General features: G+C 37.6%; 23 protein-coding genes. 8 read left to right on the top strand and 15 right to left on the bottom strand.

Annotation, left to right across the window (positions count from 1 at the left end; all coding sequences use genetic code 11):
* Positions 1 to 580: 580 nt before the first annotated feature.
* Positions 581 to 1,450 (bottom strand): nucleotidyltransferase-like protein, encoded by an 870-nt coding sequence (locus HWQ49_RS09260; RefSeq protein WP_188207329.1) that lies wholly within the window; start codon positions 1,448 to 1,450, stop codon positions 581 to 583.
* A 165-nt stretch (positions 1,451 to 1,615) separates the two neighbouring features.
* Here HWQ49_RS09260 and HWQ49_RS09255 point away from each other — a divergent pair, with 165 nt between their 5' ends.
* Positions 1,616 to 1,990: a YgzB family protein gene (locus HWQ49_RS09255; protein ID WP_188207328.1), complete on the top strand. Its 375-nt coding sequence runs from the start codon at positions 1,616 to 1,618 to the stop codon at positions 1,988 to 1,990.
* Positions 1,991 to 2,035: 45 nt separating this feature from the next.
* On the opposite strand, the gene perR is transcribed toward HWQ49_RS09255, so the two are convergent.
* The 5 genes from perR to HWQ49_RS14845 form a co-directional block, all read right to left on the bottom strand.
* The gene (gene perR, locus HWQ49_RS09250) at positions 2,036 to 2,479 is read right to left on the bottom strand and encodes a peroxide-responsive transcriptional repressor PerR (protein ID WP_223155088.1); all 444 of its coding nucleotides are present in this window, start codon (positions 2,477 to 2,479) and stop codon (positions 2,036 to 2,038) included.
* 103 nt (positions 2,480 to 2,582) lie between these two features.
* Positions 2,583 to 3,140 carry a cob(I)yrinic acid a,c-diamide adenosyltransferase gene (locus HWQ49_RS09245; RefSeq protein ID WP_188207326.1) on the bottom strand — a complete coding sequence of 186 codons (558 nt, stop codon included), beginning with the start codon at positions 3,138 to 3,140 and terminating at the stop codon, positions 2,583 to 2,585.
* A gap of 2 nt (positions 3,141 to 3,142) precedes the next feature.
* Positions 3,143 to 4,099: a D-2-hydroxyacid dehydrogenase gene (locus HWQ49_RS09240; protein WP_188207325.1), complete on the bottom strand. Its 957-nt coding sequence runs from the start codon at positions 4,097 to 4,099 to the stop codon at positions 3,143 to 3,145.
* Positions 4,100 to 4,166: 67 nt separating this feature from the next.
* Positions 4,167 to 4,637 (bottom strand): thioredoxin-dependent thiol peroxidase, encoded by a 471-nt coding sequence (bcp, locus tag HWQ49_RS09235; protein ID WP_188207324.1) that lies wholly within the window; start codon positions 4,635 to 4,637, stop codon positions 4,167 to 4,169.
* Between the two features lie 69 nt (positions 4,638 to 4,706).
* On the bottom strand, positions 4,707 to 5,099 hold the full coding sequence (locus HWQ49_RS14845; protein WP_188207323.1) for an ion channel: 393 nt from the start codon (positions 5,097 to 5,099) through the stop codon (positions 4,707 to 4,709).
* Positions 5,100 to 5,223: 124 nt separating this feature from the next.
* Here HWQ49_RS14845 and HWQ49_RS09225 point away from each other — a divergent pair, with 124 nt between their 5' ends.
* Entirely contained in the window at positions 5,224 to 6,519 is a 1,296-nt protein-coding gene (locus HWQ49_RS09225) for a glutamate-1-semialdehyde 2,1-aminomutase (protein ID WP_188207322.1), read from the top strand.
* Positions 6,520 to 6,839: 320 nt separating this feature from the next.
* Positions 6,840 to 7,883, top strand: coding sequence for an FUSC family protein (locus HWQ49_RS09220; RefSeq protein WP_188207321.1), 1,044 nt, complete (start codon positions 6,840 to 6,842; stop codon positions 7,881 to 7,883).
* Between the two features lie 47 nt (positions 7,884 to 7,930).
* On the opposite strand, the gene HWQ49_RS09215 is transcribed toward HWQ49_RS09220, so the two are convergent.
* The 7 genes from HWQ49_RS09215 to mutY form a co-directional block, all read right to left on the bottom strand.
* Positions 7,931 to 9,154 (bottom strand): cation:proton antiporter, encoded by a 1,224-nt coding sequence (locus tag HWQ49_RS09215; protein ID WP_188207320.1) that lies wholly within the window; start codon positions 9,152 to 9,154, stop codon positions 7,931 to 7,933.
* The gene (locus tag HWQ49_RS09210) at positions 9,147 to 10,346 is read right to left on the bottom strand and encodes a DUF58 domain-containing protein (RefSeq protein ID WP_188207319.1); all 1,200 of its coding nucleotides are present in this window, start codon (positions 10,344 to 10,346) and stop codon (positions 9,147 to 9,149) included. Before HWQ49_RS09210 ends, HWQ49_RS09215 begins: the two co-directional genes overlap by 8 nt.
* Positions 10,346 to 11,296: an AAA family ATPase gene (locus HWQ49_RS09205; protein ID WP_188207318.1), complete on the bottom strand. Its 951-nt coding sequence runs from the start codon at positions 11,294 to 11,296 to the stop codon at positions 10,346 to 10,348. Before HWQ49_RS09205 ends, HWQ49_RS09210 begins: the two co-directional genes overlap by 1 nt.
* 565 nt (positions 11,297 to 11,861) lie before the next feature.
* Positions 11,862 to 13,631, bottom strand: coding sequence for an ABC transporter ATP-binding protein (locus HWQ49_RS09200; protein WP_188207317.1), 1,770 nt, complete (start codon positions 13,629 to 13,631; stop codon positions 11,862 to 11,864).
* 287 nt (positions 13,632 to 13,918) lie between these two features.
* The gene (gene ntdP, locus HWQ49_RS09195) at positions 13,919 to 14,449 is read right to left on the bottom strand and encodes a nucleoside tri-diphosphate phosphatase (RefSeq protein WP_188207316.1); all 531 of its coding nucleotides are present in this window, start codon (positions 14,447 to 14,449) and stop codon (positions 13,919 to 13,921) included.
* A 167-nt stretch (positions 14,450 to 14,616) separates the two neighbouring features.
* A complete protein-coding gene (locus tag HWQ49_RS09190; protein ID WP_188207315.1) occupies positions 14,617 to 14,814 on the bottom strand; it encodes a gamma-type small acid-soluble spore protein in 198 nt (65 codons plus the stop codon).
* Between the two features lie 76 nt (positions 14,815 to 14,890).
* Positions 14,891 to 15,976 (bottom strand): A/G-specific adenine glycosylase, encoded by a 1,086-nt coding sequence (gene mutY, locus HWQ49_RS09185; protein ID WP_223155087.1) that lies wholly within the window; start codon positions 15,974 to 15,976, stop codon positions 14,891 to 14,893.
* 35 nt (positions 15,977 to 16,011) lie between these two features.
* On the opposite strand from mutY, the gene HWQ49_RS09180 reads away from it, so the two are divergent.
* Positions 16,012 to 16,989 carry a metal-dependent hydrolase gene (locus HWQ49_RS09180; RefSeq protein WP_188207314.1) on the top strand — a complete coding sequence of 326 codons (978 nt, stop codon included), beginning with the start codon at positions 16,012 to 16,014 and terminating at the stop codon, positions 16,987 to 16,989.
* A 126-nt stretch (positions 16,990 to 17,115) separates the two neighbouring features.
* On the opposite strand, the gene HWQ49_RS09175 is transcribed toward HWQ49_RS09180, so the two are convergent.
* Positions 17,116 to 17,448, bottom strand: coding sequence for a YfhH family protein (locus tag HWQ49_RS09175; protein ID WP_188207313.1), 333 nt, complete (start codon positions 17,446 to 17,448; stop codon positions 17,116 to 17,118).
* A gap of 91 nt (positions 17,449 to 17,539) precedes the next feature.
* On the opposite strand from HWQ49_RS09175, the gene HWQ49_RS09170 reads away from it, so the two are divergent.
* Positions 17,540 to 18,199 carry an SDR family NAD(P)-dependent oxidoreductase gene (locus tag HWQ49_RS09170; protein ID WP_188207312.1) on the top strand — a complete coding sequence of 220 codons (660 nt, stop codon included), beginning with the start codon at positions 17,540 to 17,542 and terminating at the stop codon, positions 18,197 to 18,199.
* A 134-nt stretch (positions 18,200 to 18,333) separates the two neighbouring features.
* Here the strand turns inward: HWQ49_RS09170 and recX are convergent, their stop codons facing one another.
* The gene (recX, locus tag HWQ49_RS09165; RefSeq protein WP_188207311.1) at positions 18,334 to 19,149 is read right to left on the bottom strand and encodes a recombination regulator RecX; all 816 of its coding nucleotides are present in this window, start codon (positions 19,147 to 19,149) and stop codon (positions 18,334 to 18,336) included.
* 63 nt (positions 19,150 to 19,212) lie between these two features.
* Here recX and HWQ49_RS09160 point away from each other — a divergent pair, with 63 nt between their 5' ends.
* From HWQ49_RS09160 to HWQ49_RS09150, 3 genes are all read left to right on the top strand, one after another.
* Positions 19,213 to 20,118 (top strand): TIGR01777 family oxidoreductase, encoded by a 906-nt coding sequence (locus tag HWQ49_RS09160; RefSeq protein WP_188207310.1) that lies wholly within the window; start codon positions 19,213 to 19,215, stop codon positions 20,116 to 20,118.
* Between the two features lie 303 nt (positions 20,119 to 20,421).
* Positions 20,422 to 20,973 (top strand): GNAT family N-acetyltransferase, encoded by a 552-nt coding sequence (locus HWQ49_RS09155; protein WP_188207309.1) that lies wholly within the window; start codon positions 20,422 to 20,424, stop codon positions 20,971 to 20,973.
* A gap of 136 nt (positions 20,974 to 21,109) precedes the next feature.
* Complete coding sequence (locus HWQ49_RS09150) at positions 21,110 to 21,298, top strand: PLD nuclease N-terminal domain-containing protein (RefSeq protein WP_188207308.1); 189 nt, start codon at positions 21,110 to 21,112, stop codon at positions 21,296 to 21,298.
* Positions 21,299 to 21,300: the final 2 nt, after the last annotated feature.

Here is a 21,300-nt window from a genome sequence, read left to right as displayed (position 1 = left end):
TGAGCCAGGATCAAACTCTCCAAATAGTGTTTGATTGGCTTCTTACTTATCATTCGTTGTTTTCTCTCTGATTAGAAAGAAAACTGAATTGACGTCAGGCTATTTTGTTTAGTTTTCAAGGTTCAAAGTTTGTCGCCTCAAAACAGCGACCTCTTAAATATAACAAGTTTTCAACTTAATGTCAATAACTTTTTATATATTTTTTAGTTTGCGTTTTAGAGTGTTGCTTGTTGTTGCGTCTCTCTCAACGCGACGTATATAAATATAGCATGATCATAAACTAATCGTCAACACAAAAATAAATGATTAATTTTTCTAAAAAAACTTGGTAGCTTAATTTATTAGACTAACTAGAGTTTCTTCCTATATATTAGTGAACATAATTGGATTAATTGATAAGATCTCAGCCTTAAACATTCTATCCAAATCTTAGTTTCTACATTATTTATCTTCATTATTCAGCTCCAAAATATCCTTTTGACCACCTGTTATTGATATTCACGGGAGTCAATGATGTTAAACCTATACTTTCAGTGAAATTAAAAACCTTCCCATTAATTTGAGAAGGTTCATTAGAGTATTATTGTTTAGCATTATATTTTCTGTGGTAGATATTCTTACCTTTAGTCTCTACTAATTTAGTTTCTACAATATTACGTTCCACAAGATATTCAATTAATATGGAAAGGTCTAATGTGTAGTGTTGTATTTCTGGGTGTATTTTTAACTCACCATACGTCCAAGGTTCTTCTTGACTCCTCATTATGTCTAATAAGTGAGCTGCACCTTGTTCAGCACGTGAATGAATCGCGAAATCACTAGCCAGCATCATAAGTTCGATTCTTTTCTTAACCGGTTCATCACTTTCCATTAATTCTTCATATAATTTGTAAACTTCAGGGTCAATTCGCTTCACTTGGTTCCAGACCATTATTTCGGGATGAAACCCTTTTTCTAAAACAGCTAACCTGGCTAAATAATGTAAAGAGCGAATCATTAAACTATTAGCATCTAAATAATGTTTTGACTGAAATAGCTCTTTACACTCACTATAAGAACGAATTAGCTTAGCGAATTCAATTGTTTTTCTTAATTGACGCTTTCGTTCTGGGAAGTCACGTAGTTCATCCTTTAGCTTAGCTAAGTATTCATTACGATCAAAAACAATGGTACCTTTAATGAGCCACTCAACGACTTTTCGGTAACCACTGGTTTCAATCCAACGATGAAGCAACTTTTCATCTACAATATGCATGGCTGCTTTCTTATCGCCAAACTCATAATGTTTAACATACCAGTCATCCTCTGCATCCCGAACTAATATTAACAAGATACAATCAAAGTGGTCGGTTACAGAATTGTGGCTATCGGATTTCTCTAATAGTAACACACCTAAGGTATTTTGGCGGCTAGCTCTTTCTTGATAAATTGGGCGTAATACATCCTCCATAGACAGTTCCTCCTAAATAGACTCCTTAGAAATATTTCGACATGATTTTTGAAATTCCTTTTTCATTCACATACATACCATAAAAATATGCTATACTTCAGTTGTCACCATGATAAAGGACGTGAATAATAGAAATTATAGGTGGATAGAAAGAGGGGGGTAATTATGTCCTTAAAATATAGCAGTAAGATTAACAAAATTCGTTCGTTTGCTTTAGCTCTGATTTTTGCTGGAATGATCATTATGTATGTCGGTTTATTGTTCCGTAATACTGAATGGGTCATGTTAATCTTTATGGTTTTAGGAGTTATCGCGATCGCATTTAGTACTCTCGTTTATTTCTGGATTGGTATGTTATCAACTCGTGCTGTACCGATCCAATGTCCGGAGTGTGGTAAACCTACAAAGATGCTTGGCCGTGTAGACGCCTGCATGTATTGTAAGCAACCGTTAACACTTGATAAGGATTTAGAGGGTAAAGAGTTCGATGAAAAATATAACTCCAAAGAGTATATGAACAAACAAGAAAAAGAGAGCTGATCATAAAATCAGCTCTCTTTTGTTTAATAAATGACATTTTTGAGCTTAATGACGTTGGTTGTTTTGGCAATTTTCACAAGTCCCGTACACTTCCATGCGGTGATGGCTTACATTAAAGCCTGTTACCTGTTCAGCTAGTTGCTCTACTTCATCTAAAGCAGGGTAATGGAAGTCCACAATTTTTCCACAGGAATTACAAATAATGTGATAATGGTCTGACGTATTGCAGTCAAAACGGCTAGAGGAATCACCATAAGTCAGTTCACGAACCAAGCCGATATCTAAAAAGACTCGGAGGTTGTTGTAAATTGTTGCTACGCTCATATTCGGGAATTTATCTTCAAGTGCTTTGTAGATCTCATCTGCTGTCGGGTGGTTCATCGAATGCATGAGATATTCAAGCACTGCATGACGTTGTGGTGTGATTCTGACACCTGAACTCTTTAAAGTTGCTAAGGCTTCTTGCATTCTTTCTTCTGACACCGTCATGCACCTCACTTTCAATATAGTAAAATTATTAAATAAGAATCTTTATAAATAGTGTAATCCCTTAGGAACCTATTTGTCAATTTATATGTGAGGTTGACTATGATTATACATCCGTTTTCAACGGCAATTCTTCGCCACCTAACAATTGATTAACGTAGCGAGCAGCAACAAACAGGAAATCGGACAGACGGTTTAAATATGAAACGACTAAATCACTCGTTAATTCATCTTCTAAAGCTACAGCAGTTCTTTCAGCCCTTCTGGTAATAGTCCTTGCTGAATGTAAGGCAGCTGCACTTGGATGACCTGAAGGGAGAATGAAGTTTTTCAAGGTCTCTAAATGCTGATCCCATTCATCAATATAGTGCTCTAATTTTTCGATATGCTCTTTTTTTAATTTCCAAGCGACTTCCTGATCTTTCGGCGTAGCTAGTTCTGCCCCAACATGGAACAAAATCGTTTGAACCTGGTGCAATGCTTCAACGACTTGGTCTTTACCGTCAAAGTTTTCTTGTGTTAAGTGACTTCTTGCAACCCCAATCATAGAGTTTGCTTCATCACAAGTTCCATACGCTTCAACACGTAAGTCGCTCTTTTTAACTCTTTTACCATAAATTAGTGAGGTTTCTCCTTTATCCCCTGACCTTGTGTAAATACGCAACGTTAATACCCCCTCTTAGGATCAATCACATTTTTCACTAACTTTTTATCGTCTAAAAATGACTTCAGATTCTCCTCAAAAATATCGAATGCTCTTGGTTGATAGTGTCTTGAAATGCCTGATAAATGAGGAGTAATTGTTGTATTTTCTAAATCCCAAAGTGGACTGCTCTTAGGTAGTGGTTCTTCTTCAAACACGTCTAATACGGCATGGTGGAATTGGTTAGCTTGAAGTGCTTCAATCAACGCTGATTCATCTACTGTTTTACCTCGCCCCATATTAAGGAAAATAGCATCTTCTTTCATTAATTCGAATGCCTTGGCACCAAAGAATCCCTCCGTCTCAGTCGTAGCAGGTAAAATTCCTACAACAAAATCTGCTTCTGAAATATATTCATTTAAGGATTCATTCGGGTAACACCGGTCGAAGTGATCTTTCAGTTGGCCACTTCTAGAAATTCCAATCGTTTCGATATTAAATGCTTTCGCTAGCCGAGCGACTTCTTGACCAATCGCTCCCGTACCAGCGATCAGCATCTTTTTACCCGAGATCTCTTCCATCTTAACAGTGCGATCCCAAATATGTTCTTGTTCACTCTTCATTAGAGCTTTCGCTTGGCGACTAACCTGCAGAAGCATAGCGATAGCATACTCGGCCATTGGAGTGACGTGAATTCCCCTTGCATTCGTCACTTGGATCCCCTTATCATGAATGGTTTTTAACGGCATTTCATCTAAACCAGCTGAAATCACCATAATCCATTCAAGTGATGTTGCTTTTTCTAATCGTTCTACAGTGACTTCATCCCCTTCCCCATATGTAATCAGGATATTAGCAGTAGGAATATGCTGATCTATGTCATCCACTTCATCAGACCAGACAAAATTTATTTGTGGATATTTTTCTATCAATTCTTCTTTAATTCTACCTTTAATTTTGCACGTTGTAACAACATTCATTATGTAAACCTCTCCTTATGTATAGTGGAAACTGGCCAACGCCCGGTTAGCCAGCTCATGTTTAATGTTATGATAAATGTTCCTTAATATAGTTCAGTGCTTCATCCACATGGTCTTGAACTTTGACTTTACGCCATTCTTTTACCAAGTTGCCTTCCTTATCTATGATAAAAGTCGAGCGTTCAATACCATAATACTCTTTGCCAAAATTCTTTTTAAGTTTCCATACGCCGTAATCTTCAGCTACCTGATGATCTTCATCTGCTAAAAGTAAAAACGGAAGGTCATGTTTCTCAATGAATTTCTCATGACGATCAACTGGATCTGGACTTACACCTAAAATAACCGCATCTAATTCTTCAAAACTTTTATGATGATCCCGAAAGTCACAGGCCTCAGTCGTACAGCCAGGTGTCATATCTTTTGGATAAAAATACAACACAACATGTTTACCTTTAAAATCTGATAACTTAACCTCTTCGCCATTACTAGCTGGTAATGTGAAATCCGGTGCTTGTTTACCTACTTCAACCGTCATTGTTATTCCTCCTTAAAGTGATTTACTTTAAGATTACCGAACATTCACGCATCTGACAAATATTATTCCTTAACGAATAAGCTTGTATAAGAAAGCAGCTGGTAGTAAATAACCGATGAATGCTTCAAATAAAGCAATAGCACGCCCTATTCCAACCGGAGTAATGTCACCATAACCGATTGTCATTAATGTCACCCCACTAAAATAAACGGCATGAAAAAAACGTTCAAATGAAGTTCCCTTCTGTAACGATAGATCATGCAATAGTACGAACCCCACTTCAGCAAGTAAGAAAAATATTAAGGCGAAACCAATCATTAATATAAAATAAATCGCTACAAATGAACCAAATAACTCTTTCGAAAAACTGCCTCTAACTTCACTATAATTACGTAAAAATATAACTAAACTAATAAGCAATACTGACATTACAATCAACAATGAGATGATATATAAATTCACTTAAATCCCTTCATTTCCTTGTAGGCTTTTTACCATAATATGTGCTTGTCTAAACATACATGTAAAAACCACTCAACATGTTATGCTAAAATGAGAAAGGACAGAGGAATTTGGAGGAATGTATATGAATAGACAACAATCAGAAACACTATATCAAGAAGCAGAAGAACATATTGTCGGTGGAGTAAATTCTCCTTCGCGAGCTTTTAAAGGTGTTGGTGGTGGAACTCCTGTTTTTATGGAAAAAGGTAAAGGAGCACACTTTTGGGATGTTGATGGGAATCAGTATATCGACTATTTAGGGGCTTATGGTCCGATTATTACTGGACATGCTCATCCCCATATTACAGAAGCTATTAAAAACGCTGCTGAAAATGGTGTACTTTACGGAACCCCAACCAAGCTAGAAAATCATTTCGCGAAAATGTTAAAGGATGCTATGCCATCGTTAGAGAAGGTTCGCTTCGTTAACTCGGGAACAGAGGCTGTCATGACAACGATTCGAGTAGCACGCGCTTATACCAATAGAACGAAAGTCATTAAGTTTGCCGGTTGTTATCATGGACATTCAGACCTTGTCTTAGTCGCTGCTGGTTCAGGTCCATCCACATTAGGAACACCCGATTCAGCAGGTGTACCTGCAAGTATTGCTCAGGAAGTCATCACCGTACCATTTAACGATATCGAACCTTTTAAAGAAGCTTTGGAAAAGTACGGTGATGATGTGGCCGCTGTTTTAGTCGAACCGATTGTCGGTAATTTTGGTTTAGTTGAGCCTAAACCAGGGTTTTTAGAACAAGTTAAAGAGTTGACTCACCAAAATGACAGCCTACTTATTTTTGATGAAGTGATTACTGCCTTCCGCTTCCACTACGGTAGTGCCCAAGAGATCACTCATGTTCAAGCAGACATGACAGCCTTAGGTAAAATTATTGGTGGGGGACTGCCAATTGGAGCTTACGGTGGACGAGTTGACATTATGGAACAAGTCGCACCCTTAGGACCAGCCTACCAAGCTGGAACCATGGCAGGGAATCCAGCTTCGATGGCTGCTGGTATAGCCTGTTTAGAAGTTCTACAAGAAAAAGGCGTATACGATGAAATGGATCGACTTGGCCAAATACTCGAGGATGGAATCTTAAAACACGCTCAGACTTATCAGATTCCGATTACCATTAATCGCTTAAAAGGAATGATGACCGTCTTCTTCACTGATGAGGAAATCACCAATTATGAGCAAGCAGAAAACACAGATGGGGAGAAGTTCTCGCAATTTTTCAAGCTGATGTTAGATCAAGGAATCAATCTCGCACCATCCAAATATGAAGCGTGGTTTTTAACGACAGCTCACACAAGGAAAGATATTGATCAGACACTAGACGCTGTCGAACAGGCTTTTAAACAGATGTCAGTATCATAATTAGTCCTACTTCTCACAATTTTTAAAATATTATAAAAAATATTCTAAAAACTGTTGAAATTCTAATATCGTGTGCTAAAATATAGATAATTCAGAATTTTTGGGTTACCCCTTATGAAGGAACATGATGTTATGAAACTCCCTTCCTTTCTGGTTTTTACCAGACTTGGCTTCCACATCTCGTGTGTGGAAGCTCTTTTTTTGTCTCAGAAATCTGATATTTCTGTTATGATTACATTAATGAAGTTTGTTTTCAATTCGCAATAAAATTGAGTTTTCCTAAAACGATTAGTGGATTACATAAAGGTAGGTCATGACTTATGAAATTGGGTGCACGCGCATTTAAGACAGGTTTAGCAACGGCGATTGCCTTATATATTGCCAGTGGATTTGGATTTGAGGCAGGAATATTTGCTGCTGCTATTGCAGCTGTATCCTCCATCCAGCCGTCCATCTATCGTTCGGTTCAAACAATTGTTGAACAGCTTCAAGCAAATGTAATTGGTGCTGCTTTAGCTATTATTCTAGTAATCACTGTTGGAAATGAACCCTTTTTAATAGGTTTTGGAATAATTATCGTCATCGGAATATGTATGGCGTTTAAAATGAAGGAAGATACAACCTTTATTGCGATTATCGCTGTAATTGCCATTATGGATACAACTGAACTTCCGTTTTTAGAGTTTGCTGCGATCCGTTTTACTTCTATATTAATTGGAATTGTCTCTGCATTTGTCGTTAACTTAGCCTTTTTGCCTCCAAAGTATGAAACGAAACTATTTGATGATATTAACCAGACAACCAGTGAGATCCTACAATGGATTCGTGTGACTACTAGACACTTATCCAACCAACCCGCGCTAAAAAAGGAGATTGAAAGATTAGGGACGGATTTGTCTAAGGTAGAGCGAACCTATCACCTTTTTTCAGAAGAACGAACTTACTCACGTCGTAAAGGTCGTGAACGAGCAAGAAAATTAGTTTTGTTCCGTCAGCTCATTAATACATCTAACAAGTCATTTCTCGTGTTAAGAACTTTACATCGATTAGATGATGATATCGAAAATATTCCAAAAGAGTTTAATAGACGGATTATTGAGGAAGTCGATAAGACGTTACACACACATGAGAAGTTGATTTTAATGTATTTAGGAAGAATTCGTAAGAAAGAAACAGATCCTTTAGAAAAAGTATCGGAACCGAATATCCCTGATTTGGTTGATCAACTATTATCCGTTTATCACGAGGATGATCCTGACCGGCTACGCCTACTTCCTCTAGCATCAACGTTAATGGATTATCATAAAGAGCTTATCCATTTAAAGAAACTTTTATATAGTTATCAATATAAACATCAAAAATAAGAGGCAGGGACAAATGTTTGACCCTGCCTCTATTGATTCCTGTCTACTCACACGTCATATTTTTCTTTAATTAAAGATTTTACCTTCTCAATTTCATCTAGATAAGTTTGTTGATCGTATGGTAAATCCAAATCTTCTTTGTAACGAACTCGTTCGTAAGTATTAAGCATCGAATCACTCACTTGATCAGCTAAGCCAATCCTTTCAAACCATTCTTCTATAGTTTCATGATGATACCTACCCACATCTTTCTTCGCGGCCCATCTTTCCAACTGGAAGTACGCTTTTCTAACTTGATGTTTCGGTGGCTTAGCTTTAGCATTTCTACGCCAAAATAAGTGATCCTTACTACTCTCTTTTGTTACCTCATCTTTTATACCTTCCCTAACTTCATCTTGACTGCTTAAAAGCTTCTGTCGATACCGTCGATACAAGATAAATCCAATCGTCACAATTATGAGTAATATCAGCCATAACAGGTAATCGCTTAATGTTGACATTAAAGTCGTTGGTTCATCTTGCATATAATCCTGTGCATCAAACTCACCCTCAGTCTCCTCATCCGGTTCTGGTAACTGGGGTGGATCTAATTCAATTCCCTCAATAAAATTAAATAAAGGGGTTAATACCCATACAAAACCATAAAGTAGCCAATGACCAATAGATCCGAGCATCCATTTCAGGTAAGGATAAGCGATGTAAGCTAAGTACGATAATGCACCTAAAGAAGCTAATGTTGTTGCAACAAAGATTAGTTTTTTCCTTAGCGAATGCTTAATGGTTTGTTGATCACGAATGTAGAAATAGATCAAGCGTCCAAGCACCCAGACAAACAGTTGCACCACAAAAATTAATAAGAAATAGACCGAGAACCCACCCGAATCTCCGAAAGTAATTAAATATGACACAAGAGCTAAAATAAAGGTAATCGATATGACGATTTCTTCAACTTCTTGGTCAGGTTTAATAAAACGGTTTTCTATTCGAAATGATAGAGCGACGGCCATCAATACTGCGTAAGGGAAATCAAATCCCAAAAATATAGCAAGTATAAATAAGAATGGAATCGCACCATATATAGCAATTCTCCCTCCCATTTTATACAAACCGACTGTCATCAGAGGTGCTGCCACGACTGTCATTAGTAAAAATGACCAAACAGGTGGCCAATACCCAGTACCAACATAAGAGAATGAGATAATAATCCATAATGGAAATAATTCTAAAATGTATTGGTACCATCTCAAATAACGAAGGGAAATATCAACCATGTTGCTTCACCTTCCCTTCACGTCTGTTTTCTAAGCCGTCATTGTCTAGATAATAAATTTCTGAACCTTTTTTAGCGATTAAATTCAAGTATCGTTGTTGCTCTTCATTCGTCGCCCCAACTTGTATGATATAAGCAGGAGGTGTTTCATGCTTCCAGACGAAATGAAGCATGCGCTCATAAGGCGTGGTGAAAGTAAAGATTTTCATTCGCGCTAACAACTCTAGCGTTTGTCGATAATGAGCCTCACCCTCACCTTCCAACTGATGCATAAAAGGAATTTGATTAATAGATGTTATATTGATAAAAATTCGATAAGGAATCTGATGCTTAGTGGCATAATAAGTCATATAAGCTATTTTTTCTATTAAACTCTCAATATCATCTGCCGCGGAAATGCCGTTATATGAGCGAACGTTTAGAAGGAAGCACCATGATATTTGACTAGATTTCTCAAATACCTTCGTTTGTAAATTCCCTTCCTTTGCCGTCGCTTTCCAATGAATTTTATTAAAGGCATCACCAGGCTCATACTCTCTCGTTCCAACCGGTAAAGACTGTTCGTCAAATAGAGAATGCCTTGCTCGATGGTGCCCCATCCGCTTCGGTGATAATAGATCTATATTAGGTACAACTTTTCTTTTCGGATAGACTACTACCTCTTGGTTAAAAATTTTCTGTGCTCGAAGAAAAATTGAGCCGAAGCCAAATAAATTAGGAACAACTAATTCTAGATCGTGGACCCGAGCCACTCCTCGCTTATTAGCTTCATAAGGGATTTTAAATGTCCTTTTTTCCCAAAATAAAAGATTGAATGTCCTTGTATGGATCGTCTTAAAGCGCCTTGGGACGACTCTTCCTTCTTTAAAATGGATCACATCATCCATTTCTAAAACCAGTCGAGCATTTAATAGAGGTAAAATCCCTTTTTGCTCGATCATTACTTCTATATAACCTTCATCACCTTGGTAATTCTTAACTGATGATTTAACAAACGAGATGGTTAAGTAATCATCAATATGTTTTTCGTAAAACACACTAAATCCGTAAATGATCATAATTAGAACAGATACGAATAATAGCACAGCCATTATTTCAAACGATATAAATAGCCCCGCAAATAAGACAACCGTTCCAACTAGAACAAGGACAGGGAAGGTTTTATTTTCTTGGGAATACTTATTGAACGTCATTATTCTACAACTCCGTACTCTGCTGGAACTTCAACACCTTCTAAAACATCTTGAAGCACATCTAACTGGGAATTAACCGTCGACCCATCAAGGCTAAGTACTAAACGGTGCGATAAAACGAAAGGAGCAACTAGCTTCACATCATCAGGAGTGACATAATCACGACCTTTTATGGCTGCATTTCCTTGTGCAGCTCTCATGAAAGCTAGTGTTCCACGTGGACTAATACCTACATCAACATAACGATGTTCTCTTGTGGCATGTACTATTTTCAATATGTAGTCTTCAATAACTGTAGATACTTTAATGTTCTTAACTTCCTCTTGAAAACCAATCATATTCTCCTTCGTAAAGATGGCCGACAACTCATCTAACGGATTTGATGCACGGTGACTTTTCATCATGATCTTCTCATCTTCAAAAGAGGGATAACCTAAATCAACCTTCATAAAGAAGCGATCCATCTGTGCTTCTGGCAAATCAAAGGTTCCTTGCTGTGACTCGATCGGATTTTGAGTAGCTAATACGATAAATGGCTGTGGGATCTGTACCGTCTCCCCGTCAATCGTTACTTGTTTTTCCTCCATCACTTCTAAAAGAGCCGATTGCGTACGTGGCGTGGCACGGTTAATTTCATCAGCTAACAAAACGTTTGTCTTTACTGGACCAACTCGTAACTCAAATTGTTGTTCCTTAGGGTTAAAATACTGGATCCCTGATACATCAGAGGGTAAGACATCCGGGGTAAATTGGATGCGCTGAAAGTCTCCCTCGACAGACTTAGCAATCGCCTTTGCTAGCATGGTTTTTCCTGTACCAGGTACACTTTCTAATAAGACATGACCTTGGTTCATAAAAGCATTCATTAAGAGTTCAACCACTTCTCCTTTTCCAATAATAACTCGACCTATTTGTTCTTTCATTTTTTCTACATTGTGTTGAATAGACAAGTTGATCCCTCCACTTTATTAATTATAAAATTTTTCTGATTATTATTCTAATAGAGTAACATAAAATAACAAATTTTGATATGCTTTATTGTTTGCTCGTCAACTTTCTGAGTCGTTCAGCTGCTAATTACGTTTCTCACCTTTTTTACCCCAATTCGTTAATTAGGGTGCTTATAATTAACGATCCTCCCTTGATTTTACCTCTTATCGTCAATTAGACTTCTTCTAATTAACGATCCTCCCCTGTTTCTACCTCTTATCGTCAATTAGACTTCTTCTAATTAACGATCCTCCCCTGTTTCTACCTCTTATCGTCAATTAGACCTCTTCTAATTAACGATCCTCCCCTGTTTCTACCTCTTATCGTCAATTAGACCTCTTCTAATTAACGATCCTCCCCTGTTTCTACCGCTTATCGTCAATTAGACCTCTTCTAATTAACGATCCTCCCCTGTTTCTACCTCTTATCGTCAATTAGACCTCAATCAAGTCATCTCAATCACAAACTCATCATAATTAGAAAAGCACCTAGGCATCACTCTTTTCGCTGCCTAGGTGCTGACGTCTATCTAATAACTTTCGGATCTTCAACTTGATCCAACTCTTGTACTTGGAATAAATCGTAATATAAGCCCTTCTTACGCATTAACTCATCATGGGTTCCCTCTTCTTTTATAACTCCATTATTAATTAACACAATTCGATCGGCATGTGTAATGGTTGATAATCGGTGGGCAACAACGAATGTGGTACGGTTGTGTGCCAATTTATCCAAAGCTTCTTGGATCAAGTGTTCACTTTCCAAATCAAGTGCAGACGTCGCTTCGTCTAAAATTAAAAGTGGTGGATTTTTTAAGAAAACACGAGCAATAGCAATACGCTGCTTTTGTCCACCTGATAGTTTAACCCCACGTTCACCAACGAGAGTTTCATAACCGTCTGGAAAATCCATAATAAAGTCATGAGCATTAGCAGCTTTAGCTGCTGCAACGACTTCTTCGTTTGTCGCATCTGGTTTTCCCATACGTATGTTCATCTCAACAGAATCACTGAATAAAATATTATCTTGTAATACCATCCCGATTTGATCACGTAATGAACGTGCTTTAAGGTCACGTATATCTATTCCATCGATTTTAATTGAACCACTAGTCACATCATAAAAGCGTGGAATTAAACTAACCAAGGTTGATTTACCTCCACCACTCATACCGACAAAAGCAACCGTTTCCCCTTTAGGAATCGATAAATTAACATGATGAAGGACTTCTTCTTCCTCTTCATCATAGCGAAACGACACATTTTCAAACGTGACATCTCCATGAACTTGTTCTAACGTTTTCGCGTTTGGTTTATCAGTAACATCATACTCCTCATCCATAAACTCAAAAACACGGTCCATTGAGGCATGGGCTTGAGTTAGCTGAGTCATGCTGTTCACTAAACGGCGAAGTGGATTATAAACTTGGGCCATATAGGATATGAAAGCAACTAGCACCCCGACAGTTACAATCTCCCCAATGACTAAATAACCTCCAACTGCAACCACTAATAAAGGTGCGATATCTGTAATTGTGTGCGTCACAGCGTATGACTTAGCATTCCAACTCGTAAACTTAAGTGCACGATCAAGGTATTTCCTATTTTGAACATCGAATTCTCCTTGAGCATGGTCTTCTAAAGCAAAGCCTCGAATTACAGGCATCCCTTGAACCCGTTCATGCAAATGACCTTGTACCTCAGCTAAAGCTTGTGACCTGGCTCGAGTCAGTTGACGTAATCGGGAATAAAAATATTTAACTGAATAACCGTATACCGGGAATAAAATAATTGCAATTAAAGTTAAAATAGGATCTAATGTCAGCATGATCGATACAGCAATGATAATCGTCGCCATATCCAACCAAATGTTCATCAGCCCTGTGACAACAAATGTCTTAGTTTGCTCTACATCATGAATAACTCGAGAAATCACTTCACCGGTTTTGGTTTTAGAATAAAACTTCAAGCTTAGTTTTTGGATGTGATCAAATAATCGATCACGTATATCGAATAAAATCTTGCTACTTACGTATTGCGCTAAATATTGTCTATAATATTCGACGGGTGGACGTAAAATTAAAAATACGAATAAGGCAATTCCCATCACCCACAAGAGCTGTTCTGTTTTATCAGATGCGCTCATGTCCGTGTCGATAATATCATCAATAACATACATGTAAATGAGTGGCAGCATTAAGGGAATCCCAAATTTAACCAACCCGATTAAAATCGTTAATATAACCTTCCACTTATACGGTTTAACAAAATATAAATACCTTTTAATACTATACATTTCTCACCAACTCTCTTTTAAAACAAGGCTCTGTTAAAGCTTAGTGTTGATAATAAGAAGATTTTCGCTTAGTTGTTGTATGGTGGGAGCGAAGGTGGCGACTCCTGCGGGAACAGCACGAGCTGAAGATCCACTTGGGAAACGCTTTTCTTCCCAAGTTAGCTGAAGCCGTGCCCGCGGAAAGCGTCCACCGGAAGCGAATCACCATAACAACAACGGACTTTAACAGAGCCTAAAACAAAAGAAAACTCGTCATCCGACGAGTGATTTAATCAATCAACCACACATTAATTAGAATAAGTTAAAAAGTGCTCATACCATCTTTCAGCAAAGTCAGGTTCGAAAGGCCCTTTCCTTTGATGCACCCAATGTTCGAGTATTCTTAGCTGCTTATAAAGTATTTTTTGTAAAACGTCTGGGTACTGCATTTGCTTTCGATGTTGCTCAAATTCATCTTCATCCAAAATTTTATAAGTTTGGTCAGGAAACACTTTGATATCCAAATCGTAGTCAATATACTTAAGCGCCTCATGGTCAACAACGTAAGGTGAACTAATATTACAATAATAATATACGCCATCATTTCGAATCATAGAGATAATATTAAACCAGTTCAAGCTCGTAAAATAAGTAATAGCAGGCTCTCTAGTTCGCCACGTTCGACCATCACTTTCAGTTACTTTAACATGGTCATTGCCACCAATAATAATATTTGATTGACTTTTTAGCACGGTTGTTTCTTCCCAAACACGGTGTAACGTTCCATTGTGCTTATAACTTTGTATTTCAATTTTTTCTCCGTCCTTTGGGATGATCATATCTCAAACCTACTTTCTACAACCACTGGCGTTCCTTTATTTTAGATATTATTAATATCGACATTGTAACATAACCACGTTTTGAATTCGATTGTCGAGCTTTAAGATTATGTATCAGAAAAGAAGCACTCCTACTAGTTGGGAGTGCTTCTTCAGTATTCACTTTGTTATTGTTGGTTTTGGTTTTGGTTTTGATTTTGGTTTTTCTTTTGTTGAGACTGTTGGTTTTGACGCTTAACTTCTTGCGCGTTAGTCTCAGCAGCAAATTCCTCATTGAACTGTTGGCCTTGTGCTGCTTGTTGGTTTTGTTGTCTTACTTTTTGTGCGTTTGTACCAGCTTGAGTTCTGTTGTTCTTTTTAGCCATCTATATCACCTCCGCATTTGATAATCTAACCATAATGCGAGCGGTTTATCCAAAAATACTTTGCCAAAAAAATCCATTATAACAAATGGTGATTGATCACCTTTTGCTGGACATTAGGAAAAGGATAGTGAGATAGCTCATCTACCGTTACAAACTTACCTAAACCCTCAGGTGCATGTCCTTTTATAATCTTGACTTTTATAACATCAAGCTCCCAAATAACATGGGAGAATACATGTCTAACTTGTTCTCCTTTTTCATCCACTTCAACTTCAAGACCATAATCTGCTTTTAACCAATTAAGGACATCAGCTTCAGTTGCTTCAGCTTTTGAGACTAAGGGAAACTCCCACATATTAGCTAGCAAACCTTGTTCGGGACGTTTTTGTATTAAATAACGGCCCTGTTGATCTTGCAAAATTAAAGTGAAGAAAGCTTCTCGCTTTTGTTTCTTCTTTTTCGTCTTAATCGGTAATTGATCTTGAATGTCTTTTTCAAAAGCCGTACAGTGCTCTTTTACTGGACAGATCTCACACTTGGGGTTAGTTGGGCGACATATTAGTGCACCTAATTCCATTAATCCTTGATTAAAAGAAGACGGGTCTTCTTTAGAGATGACCGTTTTGACAACGTCTTCGAATATTTTTTTCGTTTTCGCTTGTGCAATATCTTCTTCAATCTGTAAAATTCTTGACATTACACGCATAACATTACCATCAACAGCAGGCTCAGGCTGGCCATATGCAATACTCAAAATGGCTCCTTGTGTATAAGGGCCAACGCCTTTTAACTTTTTAATTTCACTTTTTTCACAAGGGACTTCTCCACCGTATTCTTGCACAACTTCTCTAACCGCTGAATGTAAATTGCGTGCACGGGAATAATAGCCAAGACCTTCCCAAGACTTCAGTACTTCTTGTTCGTCTGCTTTAGCTAGATCATATACGGTAGGATAACGTTCCATAAACTGTTCAAAATAAGGAATAACTGTATCAACTTGAGTTTGTTGGAGCATAATTTCTGATACCCAGATACGATAGGGATCTTGATTTTGTCTCCAAGGTAAATCTCGTTTTTCTTTCTGGTACCAATGAATTAAATCTTGTTGAAACGATTCTGCATTAAATATAATGGGTATAGAAAAATGGATAGAATTAGTCAATTTGATCACCTATCTAGTAAAGGAGGTACAAACCATTGGATACAGCAACCCATATCACCATGGGCTTTGCCGTAGGTGGATTAGCGACATTAGACCCTGCTGTTCAACAGGATCCATCCTTAGCCCATGCTGTGTTAATAGGGGCAGTGATTGGCTCGCACGCTCCTGATTTTGATACATTATTTAAATTTAAGGACAATGCAACCTACATTCGGCATCACCGGGGCTCTTCCCATTCACCATTAGCCGTACTTATTTGGAGTGTGCTGGTTTCATTAGCAATTTATTTCTTCTACCCTGAAGTCGCCTTTTTAAACTTATGGCTATGGATACTTTTTTCGGTTATCTTCCACGTGTTTGTCGATATTTTTAATGCGTATGGAACACAAGCATTAAAGCCGTTTACGAATAAATGGATTGCCTTAGGTTGGATCAGCACTTTTGACCCTTATATATTTTTTCTATTTCTGGCTGGAGGATTTGCATGGCTTTTAGGAGCAGACCCTGCTGTTACTTACTTAATTGTCTTTTTCATCGTTTTCCTATATTATATTAAACGATTTTACGACAAGAAAGAAATTACAGATATACTAAACAAACACTTTTCCGATGCTCAAAGAATCATTACTCAACCAACGATTAATCATAATAAATGGCGAGTTATTGTTGAGGCGACTGATTACTATTATGTGGCTGATTACGATCATGGACATATTGATATCAAAGATACATTTAGAAAAATACCACTACCAAACACGGCTGAAATGAATGCAGCTTTTCAGGATAAGAATGTTAAAGCCTTCATAGATTTCTCACCTATGTATCGTTACGAAATTGATCGCTATGACGATTATACGGAAATACGTTTTATAGACTTGCGCTATCGCTCTCACGGGCACTATCCATTTGTAGCGATCGTTGCAATCGATAAATTTTATAATATCATTTCATCTTATACCGGTTGGGTTTACTCTGAGGATAAACTTCAGAAGAAGCTTGAACCACTTTCATAAATTAATCAGACTGGGGCAAAAGTGTTCAGCTAAAGATCATTTAAAATGCAGATTGACTGCATTAAACTAGGCTTCATTCGTCTTTAGCATGATTGCACTTAATTATGTCCCAGCCTCTGTAAACTTTTATTTTACTTGCATAATTAACAAGGCAATCGGAAGGGCTTCTTGAGTATTGATCGTATTGCCTTCTTGATCTTTTCGATAACCCCAGGCGAAAATTCCGTTCATATAACTGATCTCAAATGTCTCACCTGGAGAACCAACGATCTCATAAACTTGTCCTTTTCTATATTTCTTAGGATTCATCGTGTAAGATTTAGCCATAACAATCTTACGTTGATAAACCGCATATTCGTTGACCATTCCCATTTGTTCAGCCTTCTGGGCCTTCTCAGTTAATTCAGCAATCTCTTTTTCAAGCTCTTCAACTGTATAATCACTATATCGACGTTGCATAATTAATTCCCCTTTCGTCACATTCCATTTTACATCGTATCAAAATTTCGGCATAATAAAAATACTTTAGAAATATATGGAGGTTTTCAACATGAAAAAAGCATTAATTACAGGCGCTGGTTCTGGATTAGGACAAGCCCTAGCCTTGGCATACGCTAAAGCAGATTATTATATTTATTTAGTAGGAAGAAATGAAAACAAGCTTGCTGAAACGAAACAGCTAATTGAAGAACAAGGACAACAAGCCAGTATCCATACTTGTGACATTACTGACTGGGAAGCTGTCGAAAAACTAGCAAGCAACTTAACAGATGTTGATGTATTAATTAATAATGCTGGTGTCGGCTTTTTCGATACAATTGATCAATTAACTAAACAAGAAATCGATACAATGGTTAATGTCAACGTTCATGGCATGATTTACATGACCAAGCACTTCATTGAATCGGTTAATCAAAATCAAGGACGTGTATTAAATATCATTTCCACAGCTGGATTAACTGGGAAAGTTAAAGAGTCAGCTTATTGTGCAAGTAAATACGCTCAACGTGGATTTACTGAAAGTCTACAAAAAGAATGGGCTGATGAGGACATTGCCGTAACTGCTGTCTACATGGGAGGAATGAATACACCGTTTTGGAATGAAAGTGATTATGTTCCTGACCCATCCGTCTTACCATCACCAGAAGATTATGCGAAACAGATTATTAATCAAGATGATGGCCGCGCGGAGATTCATGTAGATAAGTAGAAGATAATGTGAAGTGGATACAACACTTGTCGGTTGGTTATGGAATAGACCGAAAACGAGGAATTATTAAAGAATCCGGCGAATACTGAATGAATTCGGTGTTCGCCGGAAAACCTATCTCCTTCTGTGTATGCCTATTCCTCTTCCATTTCTTTCTCTTCAATAAATTGATTAATCAAATCTGATTGAAAGCCTTTTTGGTAAAGTGAGGCTTTGACTTTTTGGCTGAGTTCATAACCTTCATGCTTTCTAGCATATCTACGCCACGCCTTTTCCCCTTGGTATGTTAAAGCTTGCATTTCTTCTTCCTCATTTACACCTGGGTCAATGGATTCTAGGGCGATTTCAATACTTTCATATGAAAAGCCTTTTTGTAATAAGGACTGTTTTAACTGATTGATTTGTTCTTGAAAGGATTTTTTTCTCGTAGCAGTCAATTTCTTCTCAATAAGTTTGACTAATTTCTCGATCTCTTTTTCTTGTGTATAGTACTTTAGGGCTTGTTCTACCATAGCTTCTGATATATGCTTTTGGTAGAGCTCTTGACGAATTCGATTCGGACCATTGGATGATGTATTCATTTTCGTTCGCACATAGGCTTCACTGAATGCTAAATCATCAACAAGATTCTCTCTTTCAAGCCGTTCAATTACAAATGCAATCTCTTCATCTGTCGCTTCTTTCTTCTCAAGATACTTTACGATTTCTGATTTAGCTCGCATCCGGTAGCTTAAGTAATTAATCGACAGGGTATAGTACTTGTACATCGCATCTTGCTCTTTAATTTCAGCCATTTTTGCTTCTGATAGGTCCATTCCTTTACGCAATTCATATCGTACTAGTAGATCCTCATGCACACCAAAAGCAAACTCATCACGACCTTGTCGTTCAATATAGATGTTGTAACGTTTGCTATTCTTTTTTTGTTTCGAAATTTTACTAATCACCATGGCGATACTCCTAAGTTTTCTTTATTTTATTATAATATAGATTGGTAAGGAGGTACATCCACTTTGAGAATTGTTATGGCTGGTGGTACAGGGTTTGTAGGTCGTCATCTAATCGACCATTTTACAGCTAAGGATGATGAGATCTTCGTCCTGACAAGAAACCCTGACCGATATCAAGATGAACCCAATGTTAAATATATTCAATGGCTGTCCAAAGATAGTCATCCCGAAATTGAACTTCATAACATAGATGCAGTGATTAATTTGGCGGGTGAATCATTAAACGTGGGTCGTTGGAATGAGGAACGTAAAAAGCAAATACTTGATAGTCGTATCACGACCACTCGTGAGGTGATTCGCATCATGGGTGCATTAGGTGAGACGCCACGTGTCTATATAAATGCATCGGCAATTGGATATTATGGAACATCTCATGAGGAGATTTTTACGGAAGATACCGTTAACCCAGGTGAGGATTTTCTCGCCGAAGTGTGCTCAGTTTGGGAGACTGAGGTTGACGAAGCTAAGCAGTTGGGTGTTCGTACTGTCAAGGCTCGCTTCGGCGTGATTTTAGATGCTAGTTATGGTGCCCTTCCGAAGATAGCCTTGCCGTATAAATTAATGGTAGGTGGAAAATTAGGTAGTGGCCAACAATGGTTGTCATGGGTTCATATTTTAGATGTCGTCCGTATGATTGATTTTATTATCGAACAAAGTAGCATTAAAGGACCAGTTAATCTGACCACACCCAACCCTAAAAGGAATAAAGACTTCGGTAAAACCTTAGGGCAAGTCCTTAATAAGCCTCATTGGTTACCAGCGCCAGCATTGGCAATCAGATCCGTTTTAGGTGAAATGAGCGATTTAATTCTAAAGGGACAGTATGTTTATCCTAAGAAATTAGAGACGTCTGGCTATGAGTTTCAATTCCCTGAGTTACAGTCCGCATTAGAGGATTTATACCAGTAAAATTGGCAGAAAAAATTAACTTTTAAAAAGTGATGATTACCTATTTTCAAATGGCTTGGAATGTTGTAAAATTCATTTAGCTAAATTCAAGGGAAGGCAAATGGTGCGCCACCACTTCATGGAAAGTGGTTCTAGTGGGTTCGATTCCCACCCCGGATTTTTGTTATGTACATTATGTGCAATAAAGTTTTACCAATGTGCAACTGATAAAAATTCGAGGGTGGTCGACCTTGCTGCGTCACTGCTTATGCCTTTTTGCGCGCGACACCCTCATGACTTTTTTAAGAAGGAGGGTGTTTTTTTATGCTTAAAAGAAGAGAGCTACAGGATGTACCTGTACTATTCCCATTATTAAGTGACGAGGCAGTTAAGCCGTATGTTCGCGAACAAGCAGAAAACATGGAGGCTTACTACTTCTTTATTAATCAAATGAACCAACAAGAGGAGAATGGCGAGCTGATCTCTAGAACCATCTTAGATGAAATGGAAAATCCAGTCGGTGCCATCACTCTTTATGATATTGAAGAAGGTAAAGGTTTTCTTGCCACTTGGTTAGGTCGGCCATATTTCGGTCAAGGCTATAACCAATATGCTAAAGAGCTATTTCTCTGGGAGCTGTTTATGGAGCAGGAGATTGAAGTTGTCTTCTTGAAAATCAATAAAACAAACACTCGTTCCTTAAAAGCCATGAGCAAGCTTTCCTATGCGATCGAAGCTAACGAGACTTATCCGCACGTATTTGAACAAATAAATCAGGGCGAAAAGCAATATGATCTATTTGCCATTTATAAAGATGCCTTTACTTTCTATATCCACGAATCCGAAGTTGCTGAAGTTGACGAATTAGAAGCTTAATAGATTGATTCTGATCCAATAGGTGAATTTCGTTCCACCTATTGGATTTTTTTAAAATTTTCTCAAAAAATACGATATACTTAAGATTAGGAAGTCTACAAAATAGGTATACTAGATATAAGAAGGGGTGATTAGCGTGGACTCACAGCTAATTCAATTACTATTACCAATTATCATTTTGCAATTCATTTTAATTATTATTGCCTTAATTGATTTAAAACGAGTTGAAGCAACACGAGGTCCAAAATGGCTTTGGGTACTTATTATTATTCTCGGAAATCTAGCAGGTCCGATTATTTACTTCATTATAGGAAGGAGACCGTAACG

This window comes from Alkalibacillus aidingensis (assembly GCF_014595945.1).
Classification (GTDB): Bacteria; Bacillota; Bacilli; order Bacillales; family Alkalibacillaceae; genus Alkalibacillus; species Alkalibacillus aidingensis.
The sequence above is the reverse complement of the archived record's forward strand: the minus strand, read 5'-3'. Positions and strand labels throughout refer to the sequence as shown.